Below are 23,286 nucleotides of genomic sequence, written 5' to 3'. Positions count from 1 at the left end.
TAGCCTGCTTTGTTTGTTAGAGTGTAGCATTACAGACTTAAAAACTGAAAACGACCCTTAATGCGCCATACCATCCCTGCCCTAATAAGCCAAAGAATGCAGCATCTAGTACTTGCCTGCGCACTTGCTGCCCTTAATGGATGTTTTCTATGGTCCGATTCATCCTCTACTGATAACGAAGCAACAGAGGAGGAACAACCAGCAAAGGAGCTGAAACCTGCTGGCGCGGCGCTCTCAACCGAGGCTCCTGAACCGGAACTTATTCGACTCTCGAAACGGCTGTATCAGTCAGGTATGTACTCCATAGCGCAGGACTCCCTTAACTCACTTAAGGATCGCTATCCACTCGGGGCCTACGGCTCATTTGCTGCTATTAAGGCCGCCGATGCCTACTACTATAACCGTGAGTTCGATAAGGCTGGTAAAAACTACGAGGATTTTCTGAAGGACTATCCCGGAAGCGCAGATGCCCCCTACGTTAAGTTACAAGCGGCACGGAGTCATCTCGTCTCAGCTCAGGGTACCGGCCGAGATCGTCAACCACTTGAGCGCGCGCTGGCGCTCTTTGATGAGCTAATTAGTGAGTTTCCCGGAACCCCCTACGCAGTAATAGCAGCGAGTGAGCGCACTCCGGCGCTGAATGATCTGATTAGTTACGATCAGTTTATCATCGCTTTCTACGAAAAGCGTGGAAATAGCGCCGCCGTTACCGCACGCAAGAAGCTCTTTCAGGAGCGCTGGGGCGCGCGTATGAATGCTGGCGAGCTCTTACCAACCTTGGAGAATATCCCCCTTAAGCCGTTACCAGATATAGTGCCGCTTGAGATGGAGCCCGAAAACAGTCAGGCGCTCGCTGATTCCCTCTCTGATTCCCCCTTGGGTCTAGCCCCGCCTCAGGCTACGCAGGAGGAGATAAACCCAGAGCTTATCACCATTAAGAGCGTGGCTTGCCATACTGAGGAAGTCCCCTTCGCCATGCTTGAGCTTAGTCGCTTTCCAGAGATCTTCTCACTTGGCCATGTGGCCGAAACCCTCCATCCAACAGCAGGGATAGTAGAGGTTGCGGGGCTCCTTGTTCGGGCAACCCAACCGGCCTTTAACTGTTTTGAGGAGAACGACCTCCTTATCACCAGCACCGGCGTACTTCAGATCAGGAGCACAGAGCCCCTAATCCTAACAACCCTCGACAACCCCAAGCGCATCTTACTCACGAAGGTTAGGTAGCAGCCGGCATAATTTGCCCCTACCCCATAGATTCGGGCTGGATGACTGGGTTTTTGCTCCCTACCTGCAAATATCAACAACTTAGAACATCGTTACCTCATCTTATCGTGGATGGGCTAGGAGGATTTTGGCCGCAGGCCCTACCGAAGCCCCGTCCCTTGCTCTCTGTTTGTTTGGAGGCTTGGGTGGTAACTAACCATATGAAGGTTTTAAAACTCTAGGGCGTAAACTGTGAACCTCTCCTTGTCGCTACAATCGTTTAAGGGACTCGACTACAACACAGTCGTAGCACGCCTTATGCGCCGGCAGAATATCGCTCTGCTCGTTCGGATGGTGCGCCTTACATCTGGCGGCTGCATTGCGTCTGCTATACTCGCTACCATTTTCGTCCTCGCTCAAAGCACGATGAATCGCAAGGCGATCGAGGGGGAGCTCGCAAATAAGATCCAAACTATCAGGAGCGCTATGCAGAATCCTGATAAGCCCTCTATTGAAAGCCCTAAGGATTGGGAGATCGTATCTAAGTTTACTTCCTTTGGCCCACTCGGAATTCGCTCTACCTCTCAACCATCGCAAGCACCTACCCCTAGCTCTCCTCTTTCACTAACCCTGGTCGGCACCTTTCTCGCAAGCGGACAGGAGCCGTATGCCATTATTGAAGATAAGAAGAAGCAGGACCAGGATATGTTCGTGCTAAATCAATCCGTATTTGGACAGGCGACCCTTAAGAAGATCTTTCAGGACCGCGTTGAGGTGGAGCGCGCAGGAAAGATTGAGGTACTAAAACTTGATGACTTCGGTGGTAGCGCATCTCCGTCTGGTTCGGGTGTGCTAGCAGATGGTGATGACTTTGTGATTGAAGAGGCCGAGCTCGATAAGGGCCTTGAGAACCTGCCGATGCTGCTGACTCAGGCGCGCGCAGTTCCGTACTTCAAGGATGGTCGCTCAATCGGACTCCGTCTCTTTGCAATCAAAACAGGGAGCCTCTACGAGAAGATCGGCCTGAAGAACGGAGATATTCTGAAATCTCTCAACGGAACGGGGCTGGGGGATATATCACAAGCTCTAAAACTTTTTGAGCAGTTAAAACAGGAGCGCTCAATCAACTTAGTTCTTGAGCGAGATAAGCAGGACCGAGAGTTTAAGTATACGATAAGGTAACAGATGAACGCGCGCCAGACCCTCCTACCCATCGCTATTTTAAGCCTATACCTTGGTGCGTGCACACCATTAGCATATGCGCAAGCACGCCCAGCTCAACCTGGACAGCCACAGGGGGACAAGGCTAACGAGCAGGAGTACGGCAAGGACTCGAACACTGAGATTAACGTCAAGAACGCCGACATCGCCGCTATCGTTCGGATCTTTTCCCGCAAGACAAAACGCAACTATATTTTAGATGAGAAGGTGCGCGGCAAGGTGTCGATCTACCTACCCGGGAAGGTCTCCTCAGACGAGGCGCTCCGCATCCTAGATTCCGTCCTCGCTCTAAAGGGATTTACCTCAGTTCCTATCGGCGAAAATCTCTGGAAGATCGTACCATCCAAGGAGGCGCGCCAATCGACCATCCCGACCCTAACAGAGAGCCGAACCGATACCCCTTCATCTGCTGTTGTTACACGACTGCTTAGTTTGAAGTACGTTAACGCGCAGGACATTCAGCAGATCCTAGCTCAGCTTGTCTCCGCCGATGGACTAGTTAATGCCTATACCGGCACTAATTCTCTAATCGTCATAGATTCAGAGGATAATATTCAGCGCCTCGTTAATATCGTTAATGAGCTCGATGTGCCGTTCTCTAACCGCGAGATGACTATTATACCGGTAAAACACGCCGACGTGGAGGATATCGCGCAGAAGCTAGCCGATATTATGGGCGATGGTGCTAAGAAGGCCAGTAGCGGCGCGGACCAAGTTCGAGCCAGTATCGGAGACCCAGCTCAGGCCAACGCTGGCGCATTGCCCATACGAGCCGGTGGAAAGACAGTTTCAGCTCGTGGCCTTGAGCCTAAGATTATTCCAGACCAGAGAACAAATGCAATCATAGTAGTTGCAGACGACGATACAACGGCCCGCATCCGCGCCCTGATCTCGCAGCTCGATAGTAAGATCGATCTCTCTGGAAATAAGTTCTATGTCTACCGTTGCCAACACGCTAACGCAGAGGAGCTAGCTCAGGTGCTCTCCGGTTTGGTTGGAGGGGGCGGCGGCGCCTCACCACTGGCTGGGGGCAGCTCGAAGTCCTCTGGCACAGGGTTAGGTGGCAGTGGCACAAACGGTAACACCTCTAGCCCAGGAAATCAGGGTGGGGTCTCTGGGTCAGGTACTAGCAAATCGAAGCGTTCTGCTAAGGGTTCCGGAGGTTCCGGCGCTCCCGTCACAGCGCAACTCGGCGAGAACATATCGATCACAGCAGACCCTGCAACGAACTCCCTGATCGTCGCTGCTAGCAAGCCTGACTACGAAAAGATTCGTGGACTCCTTTCCCAGATCGATGTGAAGCGTCGACAGGCGCTGGTAGAGGCAACCTTGCTTGAGGTCTCAATCGATAACTTCATGCGAGCCAGTGCCGGTTTTCTTGCCTCAGGTGGTGGTGCCGATGGTGGTGTGCTCGCTCGCAGTGATTTTGCGCCAGCTTCGGGTAGTTTAAGCACACTCTTTTCGAACCCTCAGAACCTGCAAGGCTTTACCCTGGCAGCGGCGAGCGCTGGATCGCTTACCCTACCGGGCGGTATCACCATCCCGACCCAGTCCCTGCTGATCTCAGCAGCACAGAATAGCAATAACGTAAACGTGCTGAGTGCCCCAACCATCCTCGCTACTGACAACGAAGAGGCGCAGATAGTAGTCGGCCAAAACGTGCCGTTTTTGGCGAGCACCTCGACCAATCAAACCAACCTGAATAACACCTTTAACCAGGTCAATCGACAGGACGTTGGTATTACTCTACGCATCACCCCTCAGATTAGCTCGCGTGACTACGTAACGTTAAACGTATTCACAGAGGTGTCGGCGGTTGTGCCTTCAACGCTTAACTCAGCCCTTGGACCAACGACCACCAAACGTCAGAGCGAAACAACCATCATCGCAAAGGATGGTCAGATGATCGTTACCGGGGGGCTGATCTCAGATGACGTCTCTGAAAGTGATGATGGCGTCCCCTACTTTAAGGATATCCCGATCATCGGTCACGCCTTTAAGGCCAACTCACAGGCCCGTCTGCAGAAGAACCTCCTGATCTTCCTGACTCCACGGATCATTAAGGATCAGTACGATGCACGCGATGCGACCCTTGAGAGTCGCGATCGTATGGAGGATGTAATAGCCACCTATGACGTAGCACCCCGAAGGCTAAACGTGCTGAAGAATGACCGCATCGATCAGGTCGCAGAGACGCTGCCCTACGAGGGACCAAAGCCCGGTACCGTTCTAGCGCCCGCACGGGCTCAAAAGACCGCGAAAAGCAACCCTGAGCGTGTGCAATCAGCTCCTACGATAGTATTGGATGGCTCGCGGGGCGGTACCCTCAAACTTGAGTTACCTAATTCAAAGCAGGAGGACTCAGTGCTTGACCTTAATGCTGTCGGCACCTCTAACGAACCTCTGGCGTCTATTAAGAGCAGTGCAGTTCAAGCAGCCATACAACCCCAAGTAGCCGGCACCTACGTTACGATTGAGCTAACTCGCAAGGAGGACTTTATCAAGGAGTTGCCGTTCCTTAATGGCACGCTCTCAAGGGTGGCTGGTATTATGCTGCCTGCTGAGAGCTCCCAAGCCGCCGCCACTTTCTTTAAGCCCGGTCAGAGCTACTTATATCTCTGGGACGGAGAAAGGATCCCAGTCACGGTTAAAAAGGTCTTTAGCTCCTTTCCTAGTTACCGTGCCGGAGCAGCTGCCATACCAAAGAGCTGGCATACCCTATCCCCATACGAGACAATGAATCTAGGTAAGGGTCCCTGGTTACAAGGCGCTACACGATGAGCTCAACTCCACCACCTGCCACAGGAGCTACGATCCCAGGCAGTAGCATCATCGGCTCGCAAGGTCGGGTCATGGCGCAACTGCTCGGCCTGCAATACACCGAACGGTTGCCGGAGCCCGCTCCGCCCCGTGATCCAGCGCGTGGCGACTTCGACAGAATTGCAGGCTCGTGGGGACGTCAATTTCTTACTGTGCCGATTGGGGGTAATGAAAAATCCGTACTCGTAGCCACCGCAGATCCCTTGAACGTAGAGGCCATTGAGCAGCTTAGGATCTGCTATGAGCGGCCAATTCAGGTGATCGTCTCCTCACCTGAAGAGATTACCAAGGCGATTAACTCGATTCGCACTAGCCTGATGAGCGATCGCTCTAGCAACCTTTCAAATTCCAACAATAAGGATGATCCGGATGATCTCACCAATCAACTTAAAATAGATGTAACCGATTCAGGCGATGATGATGCGCCGATTATCCGTTACGTTAACGCGATTATCTTCAAAGCCAGCTCTGAGCGTGCTTCGGACGTACATATCGAGTCCTTTGAAGAGAAACTCAAGGTGCGCTTTAGGGTTGATGGTGTGCTCTACGATGTTGCAACTGAAGAGAAGACCTTTCAGCCCGCGATTATCTCGCGCATTAAGGTTATGGCGGGGCTCAATATCGCAGAAAAGCGTCTACCGCAGGACGGTCGTATCGGTCTTAAGATCGCCGGCAAGGAGGTTGATATCCGAGTATCGACCGTTCCGACACAGTTCGGAGAGCGGATAGTGCTGCGTCTTCTCGACAAGACCGGCTCTGTACTCGATCTAGAACAACTCGGAATCGAGAAACTTAACCTTGAGAAGCTCAAGCGACTCCTCAACAAGCCAAATGGTATCGTCTTAGTTACCGGACCAACCGGTTCGGGAAAGACCACTACGCTCTACTCCTGCCTGACTAGCATCAATAAACCGGACCTCAATATTTTGACCGTAGAGGACCCGATCGAGTATCAACTCGACGGCATTGGTCAGATGCAGGTCAGCCCAAAGATCAACTTTACATTCGCCAACGGTTTACGTGCGATCCTCCGTCAGGATCCGGATGTGGTGATGGTGGGTGAGATTCGAGATACTGAAACAGCAGAGATCGCCATTCAAGCCTCTCTAACAGGCCACCTTGTACTCTCGACGTTACATACAAACGATTCGGCAGGCGCCATATCTCGGCTGCTTGATATGGGGGTCGAGCCATTCCTAGTTTCATCCAGCTTACTTGCCGTGGTCGCACAACGTCTAGTGCGCAGACTGTGCAAGCATTGTCGGGTTCCTTATGAGATCTCGGATGCTGAATTGCGCGAGCTCTCTCTAAATCCTGCCGCAATCAAGGTCCGTCAAGCTTTTCGACCCGGTAGTGATAGCTGTCCACACTGTCTGGGTAGCGGCTACTCAGGTAGACTAGGTATTCACGAGGTCTTGATAATCGACGACGAGGTTCGCTCAAATATTCTACAACGAGCCGATTCGAATACGATCAAAAATTCCGCTATAAGGCGCGGCTTTGCAACCCTACGTGCTGACGGTGGACTGAAGGTTCTAGCAGGAGTTACCTCGGTAGAAGAGGTGTTATTAGCAAGTCATGATGATGTAGTCTAGCGATGGACACACCGATAATAGGCTCACAGCATGCCGGTATTTGAATACGTAGCGCTCAACTCATCAGGTAAAAAAGTCAAGGGCACACTTGAGGCCGATAGCATTCGCACTGCGCGCCAAAAGTTACGTGGACAGAACGTCTTTCCAACCGAGATTAAGGAAGGACTGGAGGCCGCGAAGAACAAAACTCAGGACGTTAAACGATTCCTAAAGGGCGATCGTGTGTCGCTTAAAGAGCTGACGCTAGCCACCCGTCTGCTCGCCACCCTGTTAAACGCCGGATTACCCCTTGTAGGGGCGCTGCTTGCGCTCTCAGACCAGGTTGAATCCTCCGTCTTAAAGCGCATCATCGTTGACATTAAGGAGCGCGTTGAGCAGGGCTCCTCGCTCGCCAAGGCGCTCGGCTCTTACCAGAAGGTTTTTCCCCGTCTCTATATTAATATGGTGACCTCGGGCGAGGCCTCTGGAACGCTCGATACGGTGCTCGAGAACCTCTCTGAATACTATGAGGCGCAGATCGAACTACGGAGAAAGATATTTTCTGCCCTTACCTATCCGACCCTGATGTTTGCCTTCTGTACACTTGTGGTTATCGGACTGGTGACCTTTGTTGTGCCGGGAATCGTTGAGATCTTTGTTAAGCAGAAAATTGAGCTGCCCTTACCAACGCGCGCTGTTATGGGGCTCTCGCACTTTATAACGGGATACTGGTGGCTGATCCTGGCTGCTATCTTCACTATCAGCACCACTATCAAACGCTACTATAGCTCTGATGCGGGTCGTGCAACCGTAGATCGGCTTGCCCTGACCCTGCCCCTCTATGCAAGCATGTATAAGAAGATCGCTACGGCTAGGATAGCTTCGACCCTCGGCACGCTTCTCAGCGGTGGTGTAGAGCTTCTGACCGCGCTCGATATCGTTAAGAACATCGTCGGGAACGTCCATATGCGACGCGCTTTGGAGGATGCTCGCGACGGGGTGCGCGAGGGGCGTAGCCTAGCCAAGGAGCTCTCAAAGAGCGGCTACTTTCCTAGCCTACTCTCGCAAATGGTGGCGATCGGAGAGCAGAGCGGCAAATTAGAGAGCATGCTTAGTAAGGCCAGTAAAACCTTCTCAGGTGAGGTAAACTCAGCCATCTCAGGATTAACCTCCCTAATTGAACCGGTTATGATCATAGTTCTCGGTGGGGTCGTATTCTCTATAGTAATAGCTATTCTACTGCCGATGACCAAGTTAATGCAGATGGTTGGGCCGAGTTAATGGGCTACCCATAAAGCAGGGTTTTATCAGTTGCGCTACCCTCCGTATCATGGGAAAGATCTATATTATGAATAAATCACTATCACCCTCCAACAAGGCAGAGCAGCGTAAAGATCGATCTAGATTCGAGCGCGGCTTAACCTTAATAGAGATCATCATTGTATTGGTAATCCTCTCGGTCGTGATGGGATTTCTCTTTAAAAGCATCTTCTCTACTGGACAACAGGCTAAGGCCGGGCTCTCCAAGACCATACTAACCAGTTTAAAGGGGCCGATCTTCATATTCCAGATGAAGAACAACTCCCTGCCAGCCGATCTTAAAGCGGCCGAGACTACGGATAACAACGACGCATGGGGAAACCCGATTCAGTACCGCGTCCTTGATAACGGCAGATCCTATGAGCTCAAATCACTTGGAGCTGATGGACGTGATGGTGGCGCGGGAGCCGATGCGGATATCCTCGTCACCGGCCCATAGTAATGGCTAGGTATACCAGAGATAGAAAGAGTCAGAGCGGCTTTACGTTAGCGGAGCTGATAATGGTTATCGTCATTATGGGGCTTGCTCTGGGCCTGGTGTCGATGCGTCTCGGCGTAATTGATTTCTGGCGCGAACGTTCAGCCTTTCGCAAGTTGACCGATACTATCGTATTTCTCAACAATCAGGCGGTCATGGATCAATCCTTTTACCGTATGGAGTTTGACCTAGAGAAACGTGCGTATAGAATCGGGGTGCTGCGCCCGGACGATCTGATCTCTCCGAGCGCTAGCGGCCAGAACCTCCCTCCCCTGGCGCTTGAGCTCGCTTCAATCTTGAGTCCAAGTATAAATAGCGACTCAACCATGATCCCACCCCCATCTTTTCCATCATTAGCTGAGCTGATTCAATTACCTGGGCAGATGTACTTTGAAGATATAGTTACTCCACGTGGCAAAGCTATTAAGGATGAGAAACACGACAATCCATTCCTGCTCTTCTCTCCGCGCGGAGCCTCGGAGTTCGGCGTTATTCATCTGCGCATGAGTGAGGGTCAGCCATTTACGATCCTTATTAATCCCTGGACCGGACTGGCTGAGGTGTTTCCAGAATATAAGGAGTTTCAGTACACCCTTGGAAAGAAGGAGAAAAACTAGTGCGGCGAGGGAACCACCAGCGGGGCTTTACCTTTGTAGAGATAATCATCGCGCTCTCGTTGCTGGCTATCGCAGCGGGGCTCCTGATTGGGCTGCAGAGCGCCGCTGTTCAACGCACCTTGCGCGATCGTAGTGCACAACAGGCCATGCTCGCCGCGCGTCGTATTATGGCCTCCATTGAAGCAAATGCTGACAAGCTCCAGATAAGCGATCAGAATAACGAACCGCTATCTGCTGTATTGCAAACGCTTGGGGCTCCTGCGCCAAGCGCCGCGGATGATCAGCAAGAACTAGATAATCTACGCATCTCACTACAGTTCGTTGATTGGGATCTGCCCCTTGAAAATATCGAAAATCCGGCGATGCGTAAGGTTATCCTGACGATCTCCTGGAGTGACTCCCCTCAGGACTCCTTTAAGATCGATTATCTTATGGCAAGCGGCCCAAAAGAGGACGCCTAGTGTCTTATTTACCCGAACAACCTATAAGAAAGCGCCCGCGCTCCTCTAGCCAGTCAGGCCTTACGTTACTTGAGGTTATCTTGGCCATTAGTATCTTGGCCATTATGATGTCACTTAACTATCGCATCCTGGTTGGGATCGTTCAGGCAAAAACGGCGATAGACGATAAACGTGAGGGCATGTTTATCGCCAACTCCGTACTGACCCGCATCTCGCGTGAGCTGCAGCTTGCAACTATCGATGGGGGTCTTTTACCCGCGTGTGATTCGGCAGGTGCGCTCTCAACACAACCGCCAGGCGGGTCGGGAGCAGGAGCTGCTGTACGGCAGGTGTTTAAGGGCGAGCAGGGCTCCGCCGGAGGTGCTCAGGGCGGTGGCGCTAGCCTGACCTTTCTCGCTAAAGAGGGTGGGCAGTATATTCCAGACGGCGGCACGCACTCCGGAGTAGTTCAGATTACCTACAGGGTTGAACCTGATCCGGATCAAAAAGGTGAGAAAAATCCAACCCTCCTCCTGGTGCGAGATGAAGTCCCATACGGGAAAAACGTGCAGCGTGCCTGTGCTAACGCTATTCATTTTCCGATCACCAAGAACCTTGTCTCACTTGAGTTCCAATATTTCGATAAAAAGACCGAGGAGTGGAGCGCCGAGTGGAGCGAGGGCAAAACGGTTAGTCCACCAGCTATCGTGCAGTTTAAGATAAATCTTCGTACTCCGGAGGGAAACTTAGAGAGCTATACCTCGGCGGTTTCGATCAGATCGGAGAAGCAAACCCCTTAAGGCCTTTAACTTTCAGCAGCTCAAAGTTATAGTACATGCACCATGAACGCCTTTTCATTCCTTACACGCGCGGCTGATCTATGGCCTACCTCGCCTGCCATTATTTCGCCTTCTGGCAGGCTCTCCTTTGAAGAGCTGCACTTTCAAGCGGAGCTACTAAAAGCCGCGCTCTTTAAGGCTGGAATACGCCCCGGCATGGGGCTTGGCCTGATAGCTCAGAACGGCCCAGATTTTATCGTGGGGCTTTTTGCAGGACTCGCCTGTGGTGCAGTTGTTATGCCTATTTCGCATAACCTTAAGGAGCAGGAGCTGTGCAGAATCCTTGAACTAGTTCCAATGGCCGGCATCCTGCATGACGGCTCCCTGCAACATACGCTTAAAAATGTGCAGCTGCGATCAGAGGGTCGCTTTCAGATCGCCATGCGCCCAAAAGAGCAGCAACTACGGGTAGCGTGTGGTGTGCCAAATGCCGCCGTAATACGGTTTACCTCCGGAACGACCGGAACATCAAAGGGGGTAGTTCTCTCGCACGCTTCAGTTTTTGAACGCTCCGAAGCTGCCAGAGCGGGACAGCAGTTAAACGCCGGGGATAAGGTGCTGTGGGTGCTTCCGATGGCGTACCACTTTATAGTCTCGATCCTAACCTATGTGCGCTACGGAATAACGGTTGTTCTTCCGAATGATGATTCACCTAGCGCCATCTTAGAGAGCGCCGAGCAGCACCAGGCCGATCTACTCTATGCCTCACCCACACTTATTCAGGAGCTCGCTAGCGATGAAAGCTCACTCTCATTTCCAAGCACGACCCGCATCATCTCAACCTCCTCGGGGCTCCATCCTGAACACGCAGAAAGGTTCGAGCGGCGCTTTAACCACAAAGTTTGTCAGCTATATGGATTGATAGAGATAGGACTCCCAATTGGCACAGCTCAGTCGGGCTCTACTAGCCATAATTCGGATAGCACTAAGATCGGCTCGGCTCTGCCCCAGTACGAGGTTGCGATCCTAGATGATACTGGCTGTGAGCTACCTCCCAATCACCTTGGAAGCCTAGCTGTGCGTGGCCCAGGGATGTTCGATGCATATCTCGCACCGTATCGCCCAGTAAGCGATGTGCTAGTAAACGGCTGGTTTATTACGGGGGATCTTGCAATTCAGGATTACCAGGGAAGGATCTCAGTTTGCGGCCGAGAGAAGTCAGTTATCAACGTTGCGGGACATAAGGTATTTCCAGAGGAGATTGAGGGGGTGCTTAACTCATTTCCGGGTGTGCAGGCATCGCGCGTATACGGAGTAGAGCGTCCCGAAACTGGCGAGAGGGTTATTGCAGAGGTCGTACCTCAATCCGGTATAAAACTAGATATTAGTGCTCTAAGAACCTATTCATCTGAACGGCTCTCTACGTACAAGATTCCAACTCAGATACAACTTGTATCTGCTATTCAGATGACCGCTAGCGGTAAGATCCTTAGGGCTGCCTAAGGTCAGCGCCCTAGGGTTTATTTGGGTGAAAGCGGAATAGGCTTTGACAACCAGGCCCCAGATATTACGTGCCCATCGTACAACGAGATACCAACATCCATGTGGATTACCCCGCTTGAGAGAGCTGGCAAACGAACCTCTGCTGAAAATCCAATCCCATCATCTTTAGGAATAAGGTGTGCAACATCAAATGCGAACCAAACTCGCCGCAACGGATAGAGCGCCTTAAAGATGCTCTCCTTAGCTGAAAAAAGCCGTACCGCTCGTTCGGTCTTAAGCGCGGGATCTGAGCGCACCCAATCAAACTCATCTGGATCGGCGAAGCGCGCAATAAGCTCATCCGTATAACGCTCCTCAACGCTCTGAATATCGACCCCTAGCGCTGGAACGTCCTGCTGCCATGCGGCTACTGCAACGCCGTAACCACCACTATGAGAGATCGATCCAACTACACCGACCGGCCAGAGCGGCTCACGGTGCTCGCCGCGCAGGACGGGCGATACGACCGGAAAGCCCACCATATCAAGAGCGCTGCGCGCAGCAGCTCGGCCGATTCTAAAATCTTTTCTCCGTTTCTGAGAAACGGCCTCCCCAAGGGCCTGCTCCTCAAGGGGATGCAGGGTAAAGCCCTCGATATCACCCTCCGATACGAGCGCAAAAGCAACTGTAGGATTATTAAATGGAGAGATTGCCGCAATCTTATCGTCAGATGATTCAAGCGGTTTCTTTAAAGTACCAGTAGTACCGTTCACAAATTACCCTCTAGGAAAAAAGCCCTTAAGGAACGTGGTCGTAACCAAAAGAAAATAAGTCAACGCTTTGAGTCCAAAACGTCTAACTGATCGTATCAAAGAACTGGGAGTTATGCAAAAGGGAGAGTATGCGAACAGTAGCTAACTATCTAATATTACTGCGATTGACTGGCATTAATTAAGGCAGATAGCGCCCCCCTCGACCCTCACCAACTCCCTTATTCCGTCCCTAACCGAGTGCGTTGGATGGTAACCAAGCGCTTGCTCAGCAAGCGAGATATTAGCCAGGGAACTTTTAATATCACCCTGGCGGAAGGGCTCCATTATGGCACCTGGAATGTCTGCGGGATTAATTCCTTGAAGCTTTGCGATCTCCTCTCGTAACAACTCCTCAAGCTGCCTTAAGGATGTAGTTGCTCCGCATGCGATATTAACTACCCCGTTAATTACCTCGCTCTGCTCCGATACCGATGCCGCAAGGAGATTCGCCTGCACTATATTGTCTATATAACAGAAATCACGTGAGGTCGTTCCATCACCGAAGATAGTTACCGGCTCACGCCTCGACATAGCTGCCAGCCAACGCGGAATAACCGCAGCGTACTGACCGTTAGGATCCTGCCTTGGGCCGAAGACGTTAAAGTAGCGCAGCCCAACCGTCTCCATACTGTAAGATCTCCCGTACACCTGGGCGTAGAGCTCATTAGCGCGCTTGGTTACGGCGTAGGGCGAGAGGCAGTTCCCAATGGATGCCTCCACCTTTACTCCATCCTTAATATCCCCGTAGACGGCGCTTGAGGATGCATACACAAAACGTTTAACGCCGTTAAGACGGGCCGCTTCTAGCATATTAACGAATCCATCTACGTTGGCCTGATGTGAGGCCAAAGGATCGGCGATAGAGCGCGGTACAGATCCGAGCGCCGCCTGGTGCAAGACAACCTCCGGCTTATACTGTGCGACCAGCGCCAGTAGCCCTGCGCGATCACAGATATCCTGCTCTAGAAAGGTCAGCAACTCTGATCGCTGCTCTCCAACCAAGGCCCGCACCTTCTCAATATTATCTCGCTTGCCGGTAGAGAGGTTGTCGATCGCAACTACTCTTTGCCCCATGCTCAGTAAGCGCTCAGTCAGGTGCGACCCGATAAATCCAGCAGCTCCAGTTACAAGCCACACTCGATTAGCCGTGCAAGCTACGTTCATAATTACAGGCTCCAGTAGGAAAGATGTGCGGGAATAGATTCATGCCGCATTAGAGATTTAATGTCGACTAAGACTCCGCCAGGAGCAACAAGCTCCACTAATGAGCTAAGTGACTTAGTAATCTCATTGTGCCCAACGGCGAGTACCAGGCCCTGCACCCCCTGCAGGGCGCTGCGTGGAGAGAGTTCAAGGTCGTACTCCTCACGAAAAACCTCCCCATCTGCCAACGGATCATAAAGGATCGGCTCAATCCCGAACTCTGCTAGCTCATATGCGATGTCTGGCACACGACTATTACGGGTATCGGTTACGTTCTCCTTAAAGGTCACTCCGACGATGCCGACCCTGGCTCCCTTTAAAGCAATTCCGGCGTTGGTCATAAGCTTTACTGTTCTCTGTGCGATGAAGCGTCCCATCTCGTCGTTGATGCGTCGTCCTGCAAGGATAACCTGCGGATTATATCCCAACTGCTGCGCCTTAGCCGTCAGATAATACGGATCGACCCCGATACAGTGTCCCCCCACAAGACCTGGCGAGAATTTAAGAAAGTTCCACTTTGTGCCGGCCGCTTCGAGCACCTCCTGTGTGCAGATCCCCATGCGATCAAAGATCAACGCCAGTTCGTTCATAAGGGCGATATTAAGATCGCGCTGAGTGTTTTCGATAACCTTGGCCGCCTCTGCTACACGAATTGAAGTAGCGCGGTGCAATCCCGCTTTAACTACGGCTCCATAAACCTGCGCGATGTATTCCGTAGTTTTCTCATCCTCTCCGGCTATTACCTTAACGATACGCTCAAGGGTGTGCTCCTTATCTCCCGGATTAATGCGCTCGGGTGAGTAACCGAGAAAGAGATCTACGCCGCGCTTTAGCCCAGATTCCCGTTCGAGCACCGGACCACAGATCTCCTCCGTTACACCTGGGTATACGGTTGACTCATATACTACCACCGCTCCGCGCTTAAGGTTTCTGCCCACGGTAATACTGGCGCTAATCAGCGCCGAGAGATCCGGTTGTCGGTTCTCGTCGATAGGTGTCGGCACCGCAACGATAATCAGATCACATTCGGAGAGCTTAGTTGGGTCGGTAGTAAAAACTACAGTTGAGGCGCGGATCTCAGTCTCCAACCCCTCTGAGGTTGGGTCCTTCCCTGCTAGCAGTTGGTTAACCTTTAATTGATTGATATCGAAGCCGACTGTACCGGGAAAGGCGCGCCCCAAGGCGAGCGTCACCGGCAATCCAACGTAACCAAGTCCTACAATACCAACTCTCTGTTTGCTCATATGCTTCGAATCCTTAGAACAATGCAACTCCAATCGGTTGTACGCCCTGCTATACGGTATTATTTAGCCCGATTTTAGTGTAGAATCCAGCATATAGGGGTGGCAAGTGAATCAAAATCGCTCGGGGTGGGCGCTCGAAGTAGGCTCAGTAGCTGGCATAGCCATTCGGGTCCACGTTACATTTCTGGTTCTATTTGCCTGGCTTATATTCGCCAGTGGGGTGCTCGATCCCATTAGAGAGGCGCTCTTTATCGGAGCTGTATTCGGATGCGTGCTAGCGCACGAGCTTGGGCACTGCCTAGTTGCTAAACGCTTTGGAATTAAAACAAGGGATATTACCCTTTATCCATTCGGTGGGATCGCTGCGATCCTCGCTCAACCAACGGCACGCGCAGAGCTTGCCATCGCCATAGCCGGACCGTTAGTTAACGTCGTTATCGCTGCCGCCCTCTATCCATTTATTGAGCTGCCGCAAGCTGACGCTATCAAGGATGTGGCGCTCGGCTTTCGCGAACGGCTCTTTCTAACCAATATCGGCTTGGCTCTCTTTAATCTCCTGCCGGCTCTCCCGATGGATGGTGGCCGGGTGCTGCGCGCTATCTTAGCGCTTATTAATGTCAGCCAGCCGACTATGGTAGCTGCCCGTATCAGTAAGTTTATCTGCCTAATCCTTGCTATCGTTGCCTTTCAGATCGCGCAACCGCTACTCTTTGTAGTTGCCTTTATCATCTTTGTCGGAGCGGTACAGGAGCACGTACGGGCCGAGGGTCGCACCATCGCGGTGGCCTTTACCGCAGCCGATGTGATGGTTCCACAGGCCCGTTTGGAGTCACTCCCACACGGCACAACTATCTCAAAGGCGCTCCGTATAGCGCTGACCTCACTTGAGCCGCTCTATCCGATTATGAACGGAGATGAACTGGTCGGAATCCTATTTCGAGATGATATTCTGGACCACGCCGCCACCAAGCCCGATGAATACGTTTCAGCTATCGTCACCCGCTCAATTCCAAGCGTAGAGGCCGTTGCTCCACTCTCAGATGCGATTGCGATACTTGAGGAGACCGGCAGCTCGGTTATAGTCGTAACACGTGAGGGGGTCTTTGCTGGACTACTCGTAAACGATCGGGTCTCGGACTTCCTTCTACTGCAAGGAATCCGTAATACGCTACCAAAGGATGATGACGCACAATGGTCGACGCCCCTTTAGAACAGAGCAAACTGGTCACAGTAGTTTAATGTCGCGATTCAAGCTACTTAGATTACGGCGAAGTTTCATAGGTAATTCTATTGGTCGTCCCCTGATCGGGGACGGCAGATTTTGTGACCAGTTAATGTTTTCACCCCCCCGATTTGCGGAGCAAATCGGCCCCTTAGGGGCTATTGAGTGTCATTACCGTATGCGAATATCTCTGGAATATGCTGAATAGTTACGAACAGAGTAAACACGCGCCGGAACGGGTGCTAGCACAAACAGATCCGTTTAGCGGTCGCGCGTTACTGGCCCTACTCAGGGTTATAGGGCTGCTGCCCCTTAGCCTTCGTAGCGTCCTCGGGGCCTGCCTAGGCTATCTCTTTGGGCTTATCCCGAGCCGTGACCGCCGCTTTGCAGCGCTGCAGCTGAGAGCCTTTCTGCCTGCTCACAACGCCACGGCTCTACTTCCCCGTATCTTCGCCAATACAGGCAGAACGATGCTTGAGAGCCTTAACCTTAAGCCCCTACTCCGTACTGGATATCCTAATATTAAGTGCGCGGACTGGGAGCGCGTCACAACTTGGTTAGCAGAGGACCGCCCCCTTGTTACTCTGACCGCTCATACCGGTAACTGGGATCTCCTGGCTGCGTACGGCATTTCGCGTGGGGTTGCCTTAACAACTATAGGACGTGAAGCGCGCAGCCCTACTGGCCAGGTGGTGCTTCGTGCCCTGCGTGAAGCGTACGGTATAGAAACGGTCTGGCGCTCCGACCGTTCGGGGCTAAAACGTCTATTGGCCTGCCTGAAGGAGCGCCGAGTGATCGCCGCACTACTGGATCAGGATACACGGGTCGATAGCATCTCTGTACCCTTCTTTGGCACGCCGGCTCAAACACCCTCGGCGCTAATTGGGCTAGGCCAGAAATTTAACGCGCGCTTTGTCTCAGCCTTTATCTTTCGTACCTCATGTTTTCGTTTTGAGATCTTTATCGAGGAATTAGATAGCTCGAGCTCTGCGGAGCAGCTCCTAAGTGAATACAACAGACGCCTTGAGACCCTCATCCGTCGCTTTCCTAGTCAGGAGTATGCTGAGTGGCTCGCAACTTTACCGGTAACCTTACTGTAACCGTTCCGTTCTGCCGCGCACCTCTTTAAGCCGCTCGCGCCAGTACTCAAGTCGTTCCGTATAGTGCGGCAGGCTTTCGTACATCTCGATCAGCAGGTCATAGGATGAGCCGCCCTGCAGATCAACGGTAAGCGTCCACTCAACGGCGTCATAGCGCAAGATTTTTATAGTCGTTAGCGTTTACCTGCAATTATAACGGGAGGATATGTTGGAAGAGCTGCCTTGTTTAAACTCGAATCGTTTCATGGGCACATAACCTGGAAATACTGGATGCAATTTGGATACTTTAAGGAGGAATACTACGATATTTCAGTATCTTAAGCTACTTCAGATACTACACCCCATTTTGAAAATCCTATCTTTCAAGTTTCTTCAAATATTCTTTGACTGATTTCTCAGTGGCCAGCCAATTTCTGGCTTTCTTGTGGGCATCAATCTTCCCCTGCCGCGCCAACAGGCTTAGATACTCCTGAGAGTATGGGAACTTCTTTGCAAGAGTCGATAGAAGAACATATTCATCGTGCCCCAATGCGCCACAGCTTTCCAGGTAAAGATCTAAGGTGCGTTCTAATGCTTGTGCAACTAATAGAATGAACGGATCAAAGCTGCCGTTGTTAGCTAGATTCAAAGAGCGATAATACTGCTTCCTGTTGTTTTTAAGAATGATGGCGGGTGGATATCCATATTTCATAAAGAGAAGGTTCATCAGCAGACGTGCGGTTCGCCCATTGCCATCAAAAAATGGATGAATCCAAACAAATTTATGATGGAATTTGGCAATTAGTTCTACAATATTGAGCTTGTCCCTGTTGCCATTTACAAAATCTATTAGCTCCGTCATGAGCCCGCTAACTTTTAAGTAGTTAGGCGGCACAAAGTTTGCCCCTAGAATACGAACCTGCCCATTTCGATACCGTCCAGCAAATTCAGACTCTATATTCTGTAGCACCAAACTATGAATATTGAATACATCTTTCTCCGTGAGTGAGTACTTGGGCTTTGCTAGTGTTTCGACAAAGTAGATTGCCTGCTCATGATTTTTTGCCTCGAAGTGCTCGCAAAGATTTTTCCCCTTGATGGTTATGCCTTGCTCCAGAACCATCTTGGTCTCTTGAAGAGTGAGAGTATTTCCCTCTATGGCGTTGGAGTTGTAGGTCCATTCGATGGACAATTCAGACTTGAGTCGTTTTAGAGCAGCTTGGGGCAAGGGGCGTAAGGCCAGAAGCTTATTTTTCTTACTTTCAATTCTTTTTAGTATTTCAGCACTCATATCGGATAGGCTCTATTTTATACCTATCCGATACAAGGTGCAATCAACAAATTACGTCATTCCTGAGATTTCAGGGCATTTCTAAATCGTCAGTGAGGAGCTCCCTTTTGTGGAGCTGTGCGAGCACTCTTTCCCCAAAGGCTTGAGTAAGGGCATCCAGGTCAATTTCGGCGAACCTGGTAAATATGCCCTCTCTCCAATAGCCGTCGGCAAGGAGTCCATGACGGATAGGAAAATCAATTCATTTTCCGCAAGTAGCTGATCTGCGGTCTCGACATTGCAACAGGACCCTTACAGGGCCCTTGGTATGGCCGAAAGTTGTAGAAAAGTTGTTTATCGTCAACAGATTACCGTTTTTGACCTACCAGAAGAACACGAGGGGACAAGCTAAGTAGCGAAAAATAGCATGGCAGCTATACGTCCCCCACCCCGTCATCAAATGAGTCATCAGGTTATGGCTCGAAAGAGTCACTAGAGGAAAGCTCATAGGTATCCTGCGAGATATCTATGAACTTTGGGATAGCTGGCGGTGCTCTGAAGTCTGGGAGACCCTCTGCCCTCATAATATCTTTGATTGAGTGCTCATCTTGAATAAAGGCGATAATCCTCATCTGCGCCTTGCACTTGGGGCACTCAAGTGGATCTATCTCATAGATGCGCTTAATGCAGGCAGCCCAAGCACTCTTACGGAACTCACTCCGGTAGTCGCTATAGTTGCTCTCTGGTTCGCTCTCTTTTTCCTTTGCGGAACGAGCCGCAAGTTTAGCCCGCTCGCCTCGTCGTCTTGAGGAGTTGGGTGTGGTTTCATAAACGGTGGCGTACTCAGCCGAGCGGACTAAAGCTCTCGTCGCGGGAGTATGCTGAGTGGCTCGCAAGAGTATGCTGAGTGGCTCGCAACTTTACCGGTAACCTTACTGTAACCGTTCCGTTCTGCCGCGCACCTCTTTAAGCCGCTCGCGCCAGTACTCAAGTCGTTCCGTATAGTGCGGCAGGCTTTCGTACATCTCGATCAGCAGATCATAAGATGAGCCGCCCTGCAGATCAAAGCGTGAGAAAGTTGCTAGCAACCTATCTTCCGCTTTTTGCTGCTGACCTGCATGTAGTAACTCAATGGAACAGGCCATCAGCTCACGCTTGAACGCAACACTCAGGATCGGTTTAGGAAGTACAAGGCTCTGATCAAGTGCTTCCCCGGCGACAAGCTCCCTGAGCCGATCGTTTACCAAACAATCCACGATCAGATGAACCCGACCGGTCTTTCCGAAATTTGCTGCCGCATGCGCAACCCTCTCATGGTCAAGCTTCCACAGATAACCCTCTGCTGCATGTACATTTACACCATCAAAGCTAAGCACCGCGTCTGGCTGCGTAGTAATCGGTAGATGTAACCGTAGTCGCTCCTGTTGGATACCAACCTCGTCGTTATGCTCATGCATAAACGCTCCCGGAGCTATACGGGCGAGCCGTACGAGCCTGTAGTCTAGCTCCGTTGAATCCAAGAACCTCTGTACGGATGGCATGCGGCCAAGCAGCGGCGTTGCGCATGGGGCTCCTGCGTCGAGCTTAAGCTGATCTTCTGAGCCCTGCGAGTTCGCTAAGGGAGCCACATACCACCCCCCGGACTGATACTCCCCGTAAGCTTGCTTCCAATTAACATCGGCAGCTCTAAGCTCTGCAGCCAGCTCCTGGCGCACACCTTCAGATACCTTTGTAAGCTGAGATATATCGTTTTTTGCTATCATTGGTGACACTCCTGTTCCTGGGTACAAGTCATATCTGGATTCATGATGATGTTATAGGGCAACGTGTTGCGGTGTCCTGCATTCTCGAAAAGGTGCATATGATATCCAGCGGTATTGAAAAATACGCACAGGTCCCCGCGCGCAATCGTTGCAGGGATCCTGACCCGTCGCTTTAGTATAAGATCGCTCTCCATGCAGGTATCGCCGAACAGGAACGCCCCGCTGCTTTGCCCATCATCGGCAATAGCTGTGATAAAATATGGATCAACGCAAAAATCAGCACTTACTGCGCGGTTGTTAGTTTGATTCATCTCTAGGGTTAGCGCGATATCGCCGTCACTCAAACGCTTTACTGCATCAATCCGGGCCACCGTTATACCGACCTGGTCAAGCAATGCTCGGCCGAGTTCAAAACAGACCTTAATGTCGCGCTTGATTAAGGCCTCCGCAACCGTAACGCTGCTCCCTAATGGGCACCAACCAAGGATCTCCTCAATGCAGCTCTCCATTGCAACAGGGGTAGCGAATGGATAGAGTCGTGGTGCTCCAGAGACCATTCCGTTATCGACCGTTAGCCCTAAAGCATCCCCCCTAAATGTAATGGGAGCTTGCTCTACTGAGAGTGAAGTTTTGAGCGCCTCGATAAAGTTCCCTAGCTGCTCCTCGCGTGCAAGGTAGCGCACCATAATTCCACCACCAGCATCGATCGTATCTGGCTCTAGCCCAAGCGAGCGCGCCTGATCGATCAATTTTATACAGTACTGCAGCGCCGCACCCCGTTCGGCGATTGAATACCCATCGAGGTGAAAGTGAAACCCACGCAGATTAAGCGCTGCTGCATTCGATCTCCAACCACTTAGCAGTTCTGACACCTGCCCTGCCGGAACTCCGAAGCGGCTTGGCCAGGGTGATTCACTAGCAGGAAAATCACAAACACGAATAAGAATATCCAGAGGAGCCCCGCGCAGCGCTGCGGCCTCTTTAAGCAGCGGAATCTCGCTAGCGTTATCTAGCACCACTACGGGAGCATGCTGGGTAATCTGCTCTAATAGCTGCGCCGGTTTCGCTGCCGCCGTCACTACGATAGATTGCGGCGCGCAACCGAGTGCAAGGGATGAAACCAGCTCATCTTTACTCGAAACATCAATACCTATACCGGCCCCAATAGCTGCACGCACCAGGGCCGCGCACTTATTAGCCTTACGGGTGTAAAAAAGTTGATGCCTTACCGTTAGAGCGCCTAGTGTTGCCTGAAATCTCTCTATGTTCTGAGCTAACAGGTCGGGGCGCATAACGTGCACTGGGGAGCCATACCTTGCTATCAGTTCGTGCAGCAGCACTGGCTTAGCCAGACACCCTGTAACCCAGGGATGCACGATCCCCTTAAGTGCTGGAGAGACCGGATGCCTAACGCTATGGGCCTTATGAGCTATACTCATTCCGTAGCTACCTTTTCTGCACACAGCTCACCACACAGCGCTAAGGATAATAGTGTTGCCAAGCGTTCAGTCATCTCCGGCTCCTCCATACCGGGCGAGATCCTGAGAAACGGCGTAAGCCACTCAAGCTTTGATTCAATCAGATAGATCCTGGTGATATCGAACCCAAAAGATGTTCCGGCATGCAGCAATACCCCCTGCTCCTCAGCCAGCTCTATCGCCCGTGCTATAAAGCTGCGGTAACGGTCGTTATTCCATCCAGCAACGCTTAGGGAGAAAAATGGCGAGAATGATGACGGCGCAAGTATAACCGCATCATCGTTGCACCAAGGGCTCATAACCGTGGCTTTATCATCAATGATCTTGGCCATATCTAGCGACATCTGCGCGCTATTACGGGTAATAACAGCCATACGATCGCTAAATAGCTGCGCATTCGGCTCGGGGAGCATTACCGCTGCATCTTCACTAATATTAGTCCCAAAATGAGTCCTGCATGTTGTTAGACATCCGAACTCCGAGATCTGTTTGCGCGCAGCAACGATAATGCCCGACGCTACAAGATCGAGTCCATACTGATGCAGCTTAAGAAGGCTTGCCGCTATTAGGAGCTGCTCTGTAAGACCATACTGCGCAGCAAGCTCCACTAGCTCTGGAGCTGAGAAGGTCGAGGAGTCATCGATGATAAGCATAGATGAGCTCGACCTACGCTCGATCTCACGAAACACTAAGGCACAATCGAGCACCTCCATTCCTGCCGTATTTCTTTGGGGTTCAAGGATAACTACTGCCGGTTGATGCCTCTCTAGCGCCTCTATCAGCGCCTCTGGGCAGGCTAAATCAACGTATACTACGCGCTCTGCTTCGAAGAGCGCTGTAAGTAAGAACTTAGTCTCGTGATAGAGCCCGTTATCAGCTAGCACTGGCCGCTTAGAATCTATACGAGTTTTTGAGAAGACGAGGCAGGTAAGCAGCGCGCTCATTCCGGATGAGCAGAGCAGGGCCCCATGTGTGCTAGAAACTCCGTCTAGATACTGCGCCATAAAGCGCTCTTCATAAGCGGCGCCGCTAGCATGAATCGTACGTTTATAGTCCACCTCAAACTGGCGGCAGAATTCCGGGTCGGCTTCGGTATTGACCGTCCCGGCTCCCATTATAACGGGGGACTGCCAGTTACCACGGATGCGCTCTGCAGCCACCCTGTGCTTGGACCGTTGCTCTATAATGACATTAAAATCAGACATATAACGATTTGGCAATATTAACGTTGAATAACCAACGCCGCCACTTGCATTGCAAGGGCTAACTTGGTATACCAAA

21 protein-coding genes are annotated in these 23,286 nt (G+C 51.5%); 12 read left to right on the top strand and 9 right to left on the bottom strand.

Annotated features, from left to right (window positions below; genetic code table 11):
* The first annotated feature begins 96 nt into the window (after positions 1 to 96).
* The 10 genes from bamD to NTV65_08820 all read left to right on the top strand — a co-directional run bounded on the left by bamD (position 97) and on the right by NTV65_08820 (position 11,955).
* Entirely contained in the window at positions 97 to 1,224 is a 1,128-nt protein-coding gene (gene bamD, locus NTV65_08865; GenBank protein MCX6115308.1) for an outer membrane protein assembly factor BamD, read from the top strand.
* Positions 1,225 to 1,455: 231 nt separating this feature from the next.
* Positions 1,456 to 2,385: a hypothetical protein gene (locus tag NTV65_08860; GenBank protein MCX6115307.1), complete on the top strand. Its 930-nt coding sequence runs from the start codon at positions 1,456 to 1,458 to the stop codon at positions 2,383 to 2,385.
* A gap of 3 nt (positions 2,386 to 2,388) precedes the next feature.
* Positions 2,389 to 5,205 (top strand): type II secretion system secretin GspD, encoded by a 2,817-nt coding sequence (gene gspD, locus NTV65_08855; protein ID MCX6115306.1) that lies wholly within the window; start codon positions 2,389 to 2,391, stop codon positions 5,203 to 5,205.
* The gene (gspE, locus tag NTV65_08850) at positions 5,202 to 6,839 is read left to right on the top strand and encodes a type II secretion system ATPase GspE (GenBank protein ID MCX6115305.1); all 1,638 of its coding nucleotides are present in this window, start codon (positions 5,202 to 5,204) and stop codon (positions 6,837 to 6,839) included. Before gspD ends, gspE begins: the two co-directional genes overlap by 4 nt.
* A gap of 30 nt (positions 6,840 to 6,869) precedes the next feature.
* Positions 6,870 to 8,099, top strand: coding sequence for a type II secretion system inner membrane protein GspF (gene gspF, locus NTV65_08845; GenBank protein ID MCX6115304.1), 1,230 nt, complete (start codon positions 6,870 to 6,872; stop codon positions 8,097 to 8,099).
* Between the two features lie 67 nt (positions 8,100 to 8,166).
* Complete coding sequence (locus NTV65_08840) at positions 8,167 to 8,577, top strand: type II secretion system protein GspG (GenBank protein MCX6115303.1); 411 nt, start codon at positions 8,167 to 8,169, stop codon at positions 8,575 to 8,577.
* A 2-nt stretch (positions 8,578 to 8,579) separates the two neighbouring features.
* Positions 8,580 to 9,233: a prepilin-type N-terminal cleavage/methylation domain-containing protein gene (locus NTV65_08835; GenBank protein ID MCX6115302.1), complete on the top strand. Its 654-nt coding sequence runs from the start codon at positions 8,580 to 8,582 to the stop codon at positions 9,231 to 9,233.
* Positions 9,233 to 9,694, top strand: a complete 462-nt coding sequence (locus NTV65_08830; protein MCX6115301.1) for a type II secretion system protein — start codon at positions 9,233 to 9,235, stop codon at positions 9,692 to 9,694. The genes NTV65_08835 and NTV65_08830 overlap by 1 nt, the downstream gene beginning before the upstream one ends.
* Positions 9,694 to 10,473 (top strand): prepilin-type N-terminal cleavage/methylation domain-containing protein, encoded by a 780-nt coding sequence (locus tag NTV65_08825; protein MCX6115300.1) that lies wholly within the window; start codon positions 9,694 to 9,696, stop codon positions 10,471 to 10,473. Before NTV65_08830 ends, NTV65_08825 begins: the two co-directional genes overlap by 1 nt.
* Before the next feature lie 42 nt (positions 10,474 to 10,515).
* Positions 10,516 to 11,955 (top strand): class I adenylate-forming enzyme family protein, encoded by a 1,440-nt coding sequence (locus tag NTV65_08820; GenBank protein ID MCX6115299.1) that lies wholly within the window; start codon positions 10,516 to 10,518, stop codon positions 11,953 to 11,955.
* Between the two features lie 17 nt (positions 11,956 to 11,972).
* Here NTV65_08820 and NTV65_08815 read toward each other — a convergent pair whose 3' ends face one another.
* The 3 genes from NTV65_08815 to NTV65_08805 form a co-directional block, all read right to left on the bottom strand.
* Positions 11,973 to 12,707, bottom strand: coding sequence for a 4'-phosphopantetheinyl transferase superfamily protein (locus tag NTV65_08815; protein ID MCX6115298.1), 735 nt, complete (start codon positions 12,705 to 12,707; stop codon positions 11,973 to 11,975).
* A 174-nt stretch (positions 12,708 to 12,881) separates the two neighbouring features.
* The gene (locus tag NTV65_08810) at positions 12,882 to 13,910 is read right to left on the bottom strand and encodes an SDR family oxidoreductase (GenBank protein ID MCX6115297.1); all 1,029 of its coding nucleotides are present in this window, start codon (positions 13,908 to 13,910) and stop codon (positions 12,882 to 12,884) included.
* A 2-nt stretch (positions 13,911 to 13,912) separates the two neighbouring features.
* Positions 13,913 to 15,193 carry a nucleotide sugar dehydrogenase gene (locus tag NTV65_08805; GenBank protein MCX6115296.1) on the bottom strand — a complete coding sequence of 427 codons (1,281 nt, stop codon included), beginning with the start codon at positions 15,191 to 15,193 and terminating at the stop codon, positions 13,913 to 13,915.
* A gap of 106 nt (positions 15,194 to 15,299) precedes the next feature.
* Between NTV65_08805 and NTV65_08800 the strand changes: the two genes are divergently transcribed.
* Positions 15,300 to 16,403 (top strand): site-2 protease family protein, encoded by a 1,104-nt coding sequence (locus tag NTV65_08800; GenBank protein MCX6115295.1) that lies wholly within the window; start codon positions 15,300 to 15,302, stop codon positions 16,401 to 16,403.
* Between the two features lie 209 nt (positions 16,404 to 16,612).
* Positions 16,613 to 17,515, top strand: coding sequence for a hypothetical protein (locus NTV65_08795; GenBank protein ID MCX6115294.1), 903 nt, complete (start codon positions 16,613 to 16,615; stop codon positions 17,513 to 17,515).
* Here NTV65_08795 and NTV65_08790 read toward each other — a convergent pair.
* The 6 genes from NTV65_08790 to NTV65_08765 all read right to left on the bottom strand — a co-directional run bounded on the left by NTV65_08790 (position 17,507) and on the right by NTV65_08765 (position 23,210).
* Positions 17,507 to 17,674 (bottom strand): hypothetical protein, encoded by a 168-nt coding sequence (locus NTV65_08790; protein ID MCX6115293.1) that lies wholly within the window; start codon positions 17,672 to 17,674, stop codon positions 17,507 to 17,509. The genes NTV65_08795 and NTV65_08790 overlap by 9 nt on opposite strands.
* 196 nt (positions 17,675 to 17,870) lie before the next feature.
* Complete coding sequence (locus NTV65_08785; protein ID MCX6115292.1) at positions 17,871 to 18,785, bottom strand: Fic family protein; 915 nt, start codon at positions 18,783 to 18,785, stop codon at positions 17,871 to 17,873.
* A gap of 452 nt (positions 18,786 to 19,237) precedes the next feature.
* Positions 19,238 to 19,660, bottom strand: coding sequence for a hypothetical protein (locus NTV65_08780; GenBank protein ID MCX6115291.1), 423 nt, complete (start codon positions 19,658 to 19,660; stop codon positions 19,238 to 19,240).
* Between the two features lie 36 nt (positions 19,661 to 19,696).
* Entirely contained in the window at positions 19,697 to 20,527 is an 831-nt protein-coding gene (locus NTV65_08775; GenBank protein MCX6115290.1) for an aspartyl/asparaginyl beta-hydroxylase domain-containing protein, read from the bottom strand.
* A complete protein-coding gene (locus NTV65_08770) occupies positions 20,524 to 21,966 on the bottom strand; it encodes a hypothetical protein (GenBank protein ID MCX6115289.1) in 1,443 nt (480 codons plus the stop codon). The genes NTV65_08775 and NTV65_08770 overlap by 4 nt, the downstream gene beginning before the upstream one ends.
* Positions 21,963 to 23,210 (bottom strand): PLP-dependent transferase, encoded by a 1,248-nt coding sequence (locus NTV65_08765; protein ID MCX6115288.1) that lies wholly within the window; start codon positions 23,208 to 23,210, stop codon positions 21,963 to 21,965. The genes NTV65_08770 and NTV65_08765 overlap by 4 nt, the downstream gene beginning before the upstream one ends.
* Positions 23,211 to 23,286 lie beyond the last annotated feature (76 nt).

The organism is Pseudomonadota bacterium (assembly GCA_026390555.1).
Classification (GTDB): Bacteria; Bdellovibrionota_C; UBA2361; order UBA2361; family OMII01; genus OMII01.
The sequence above is the reverse complement of the archived record's forward strand: the minus strand, read 5'-3'. Positions and strand labels throughout refer to the sequence as shown.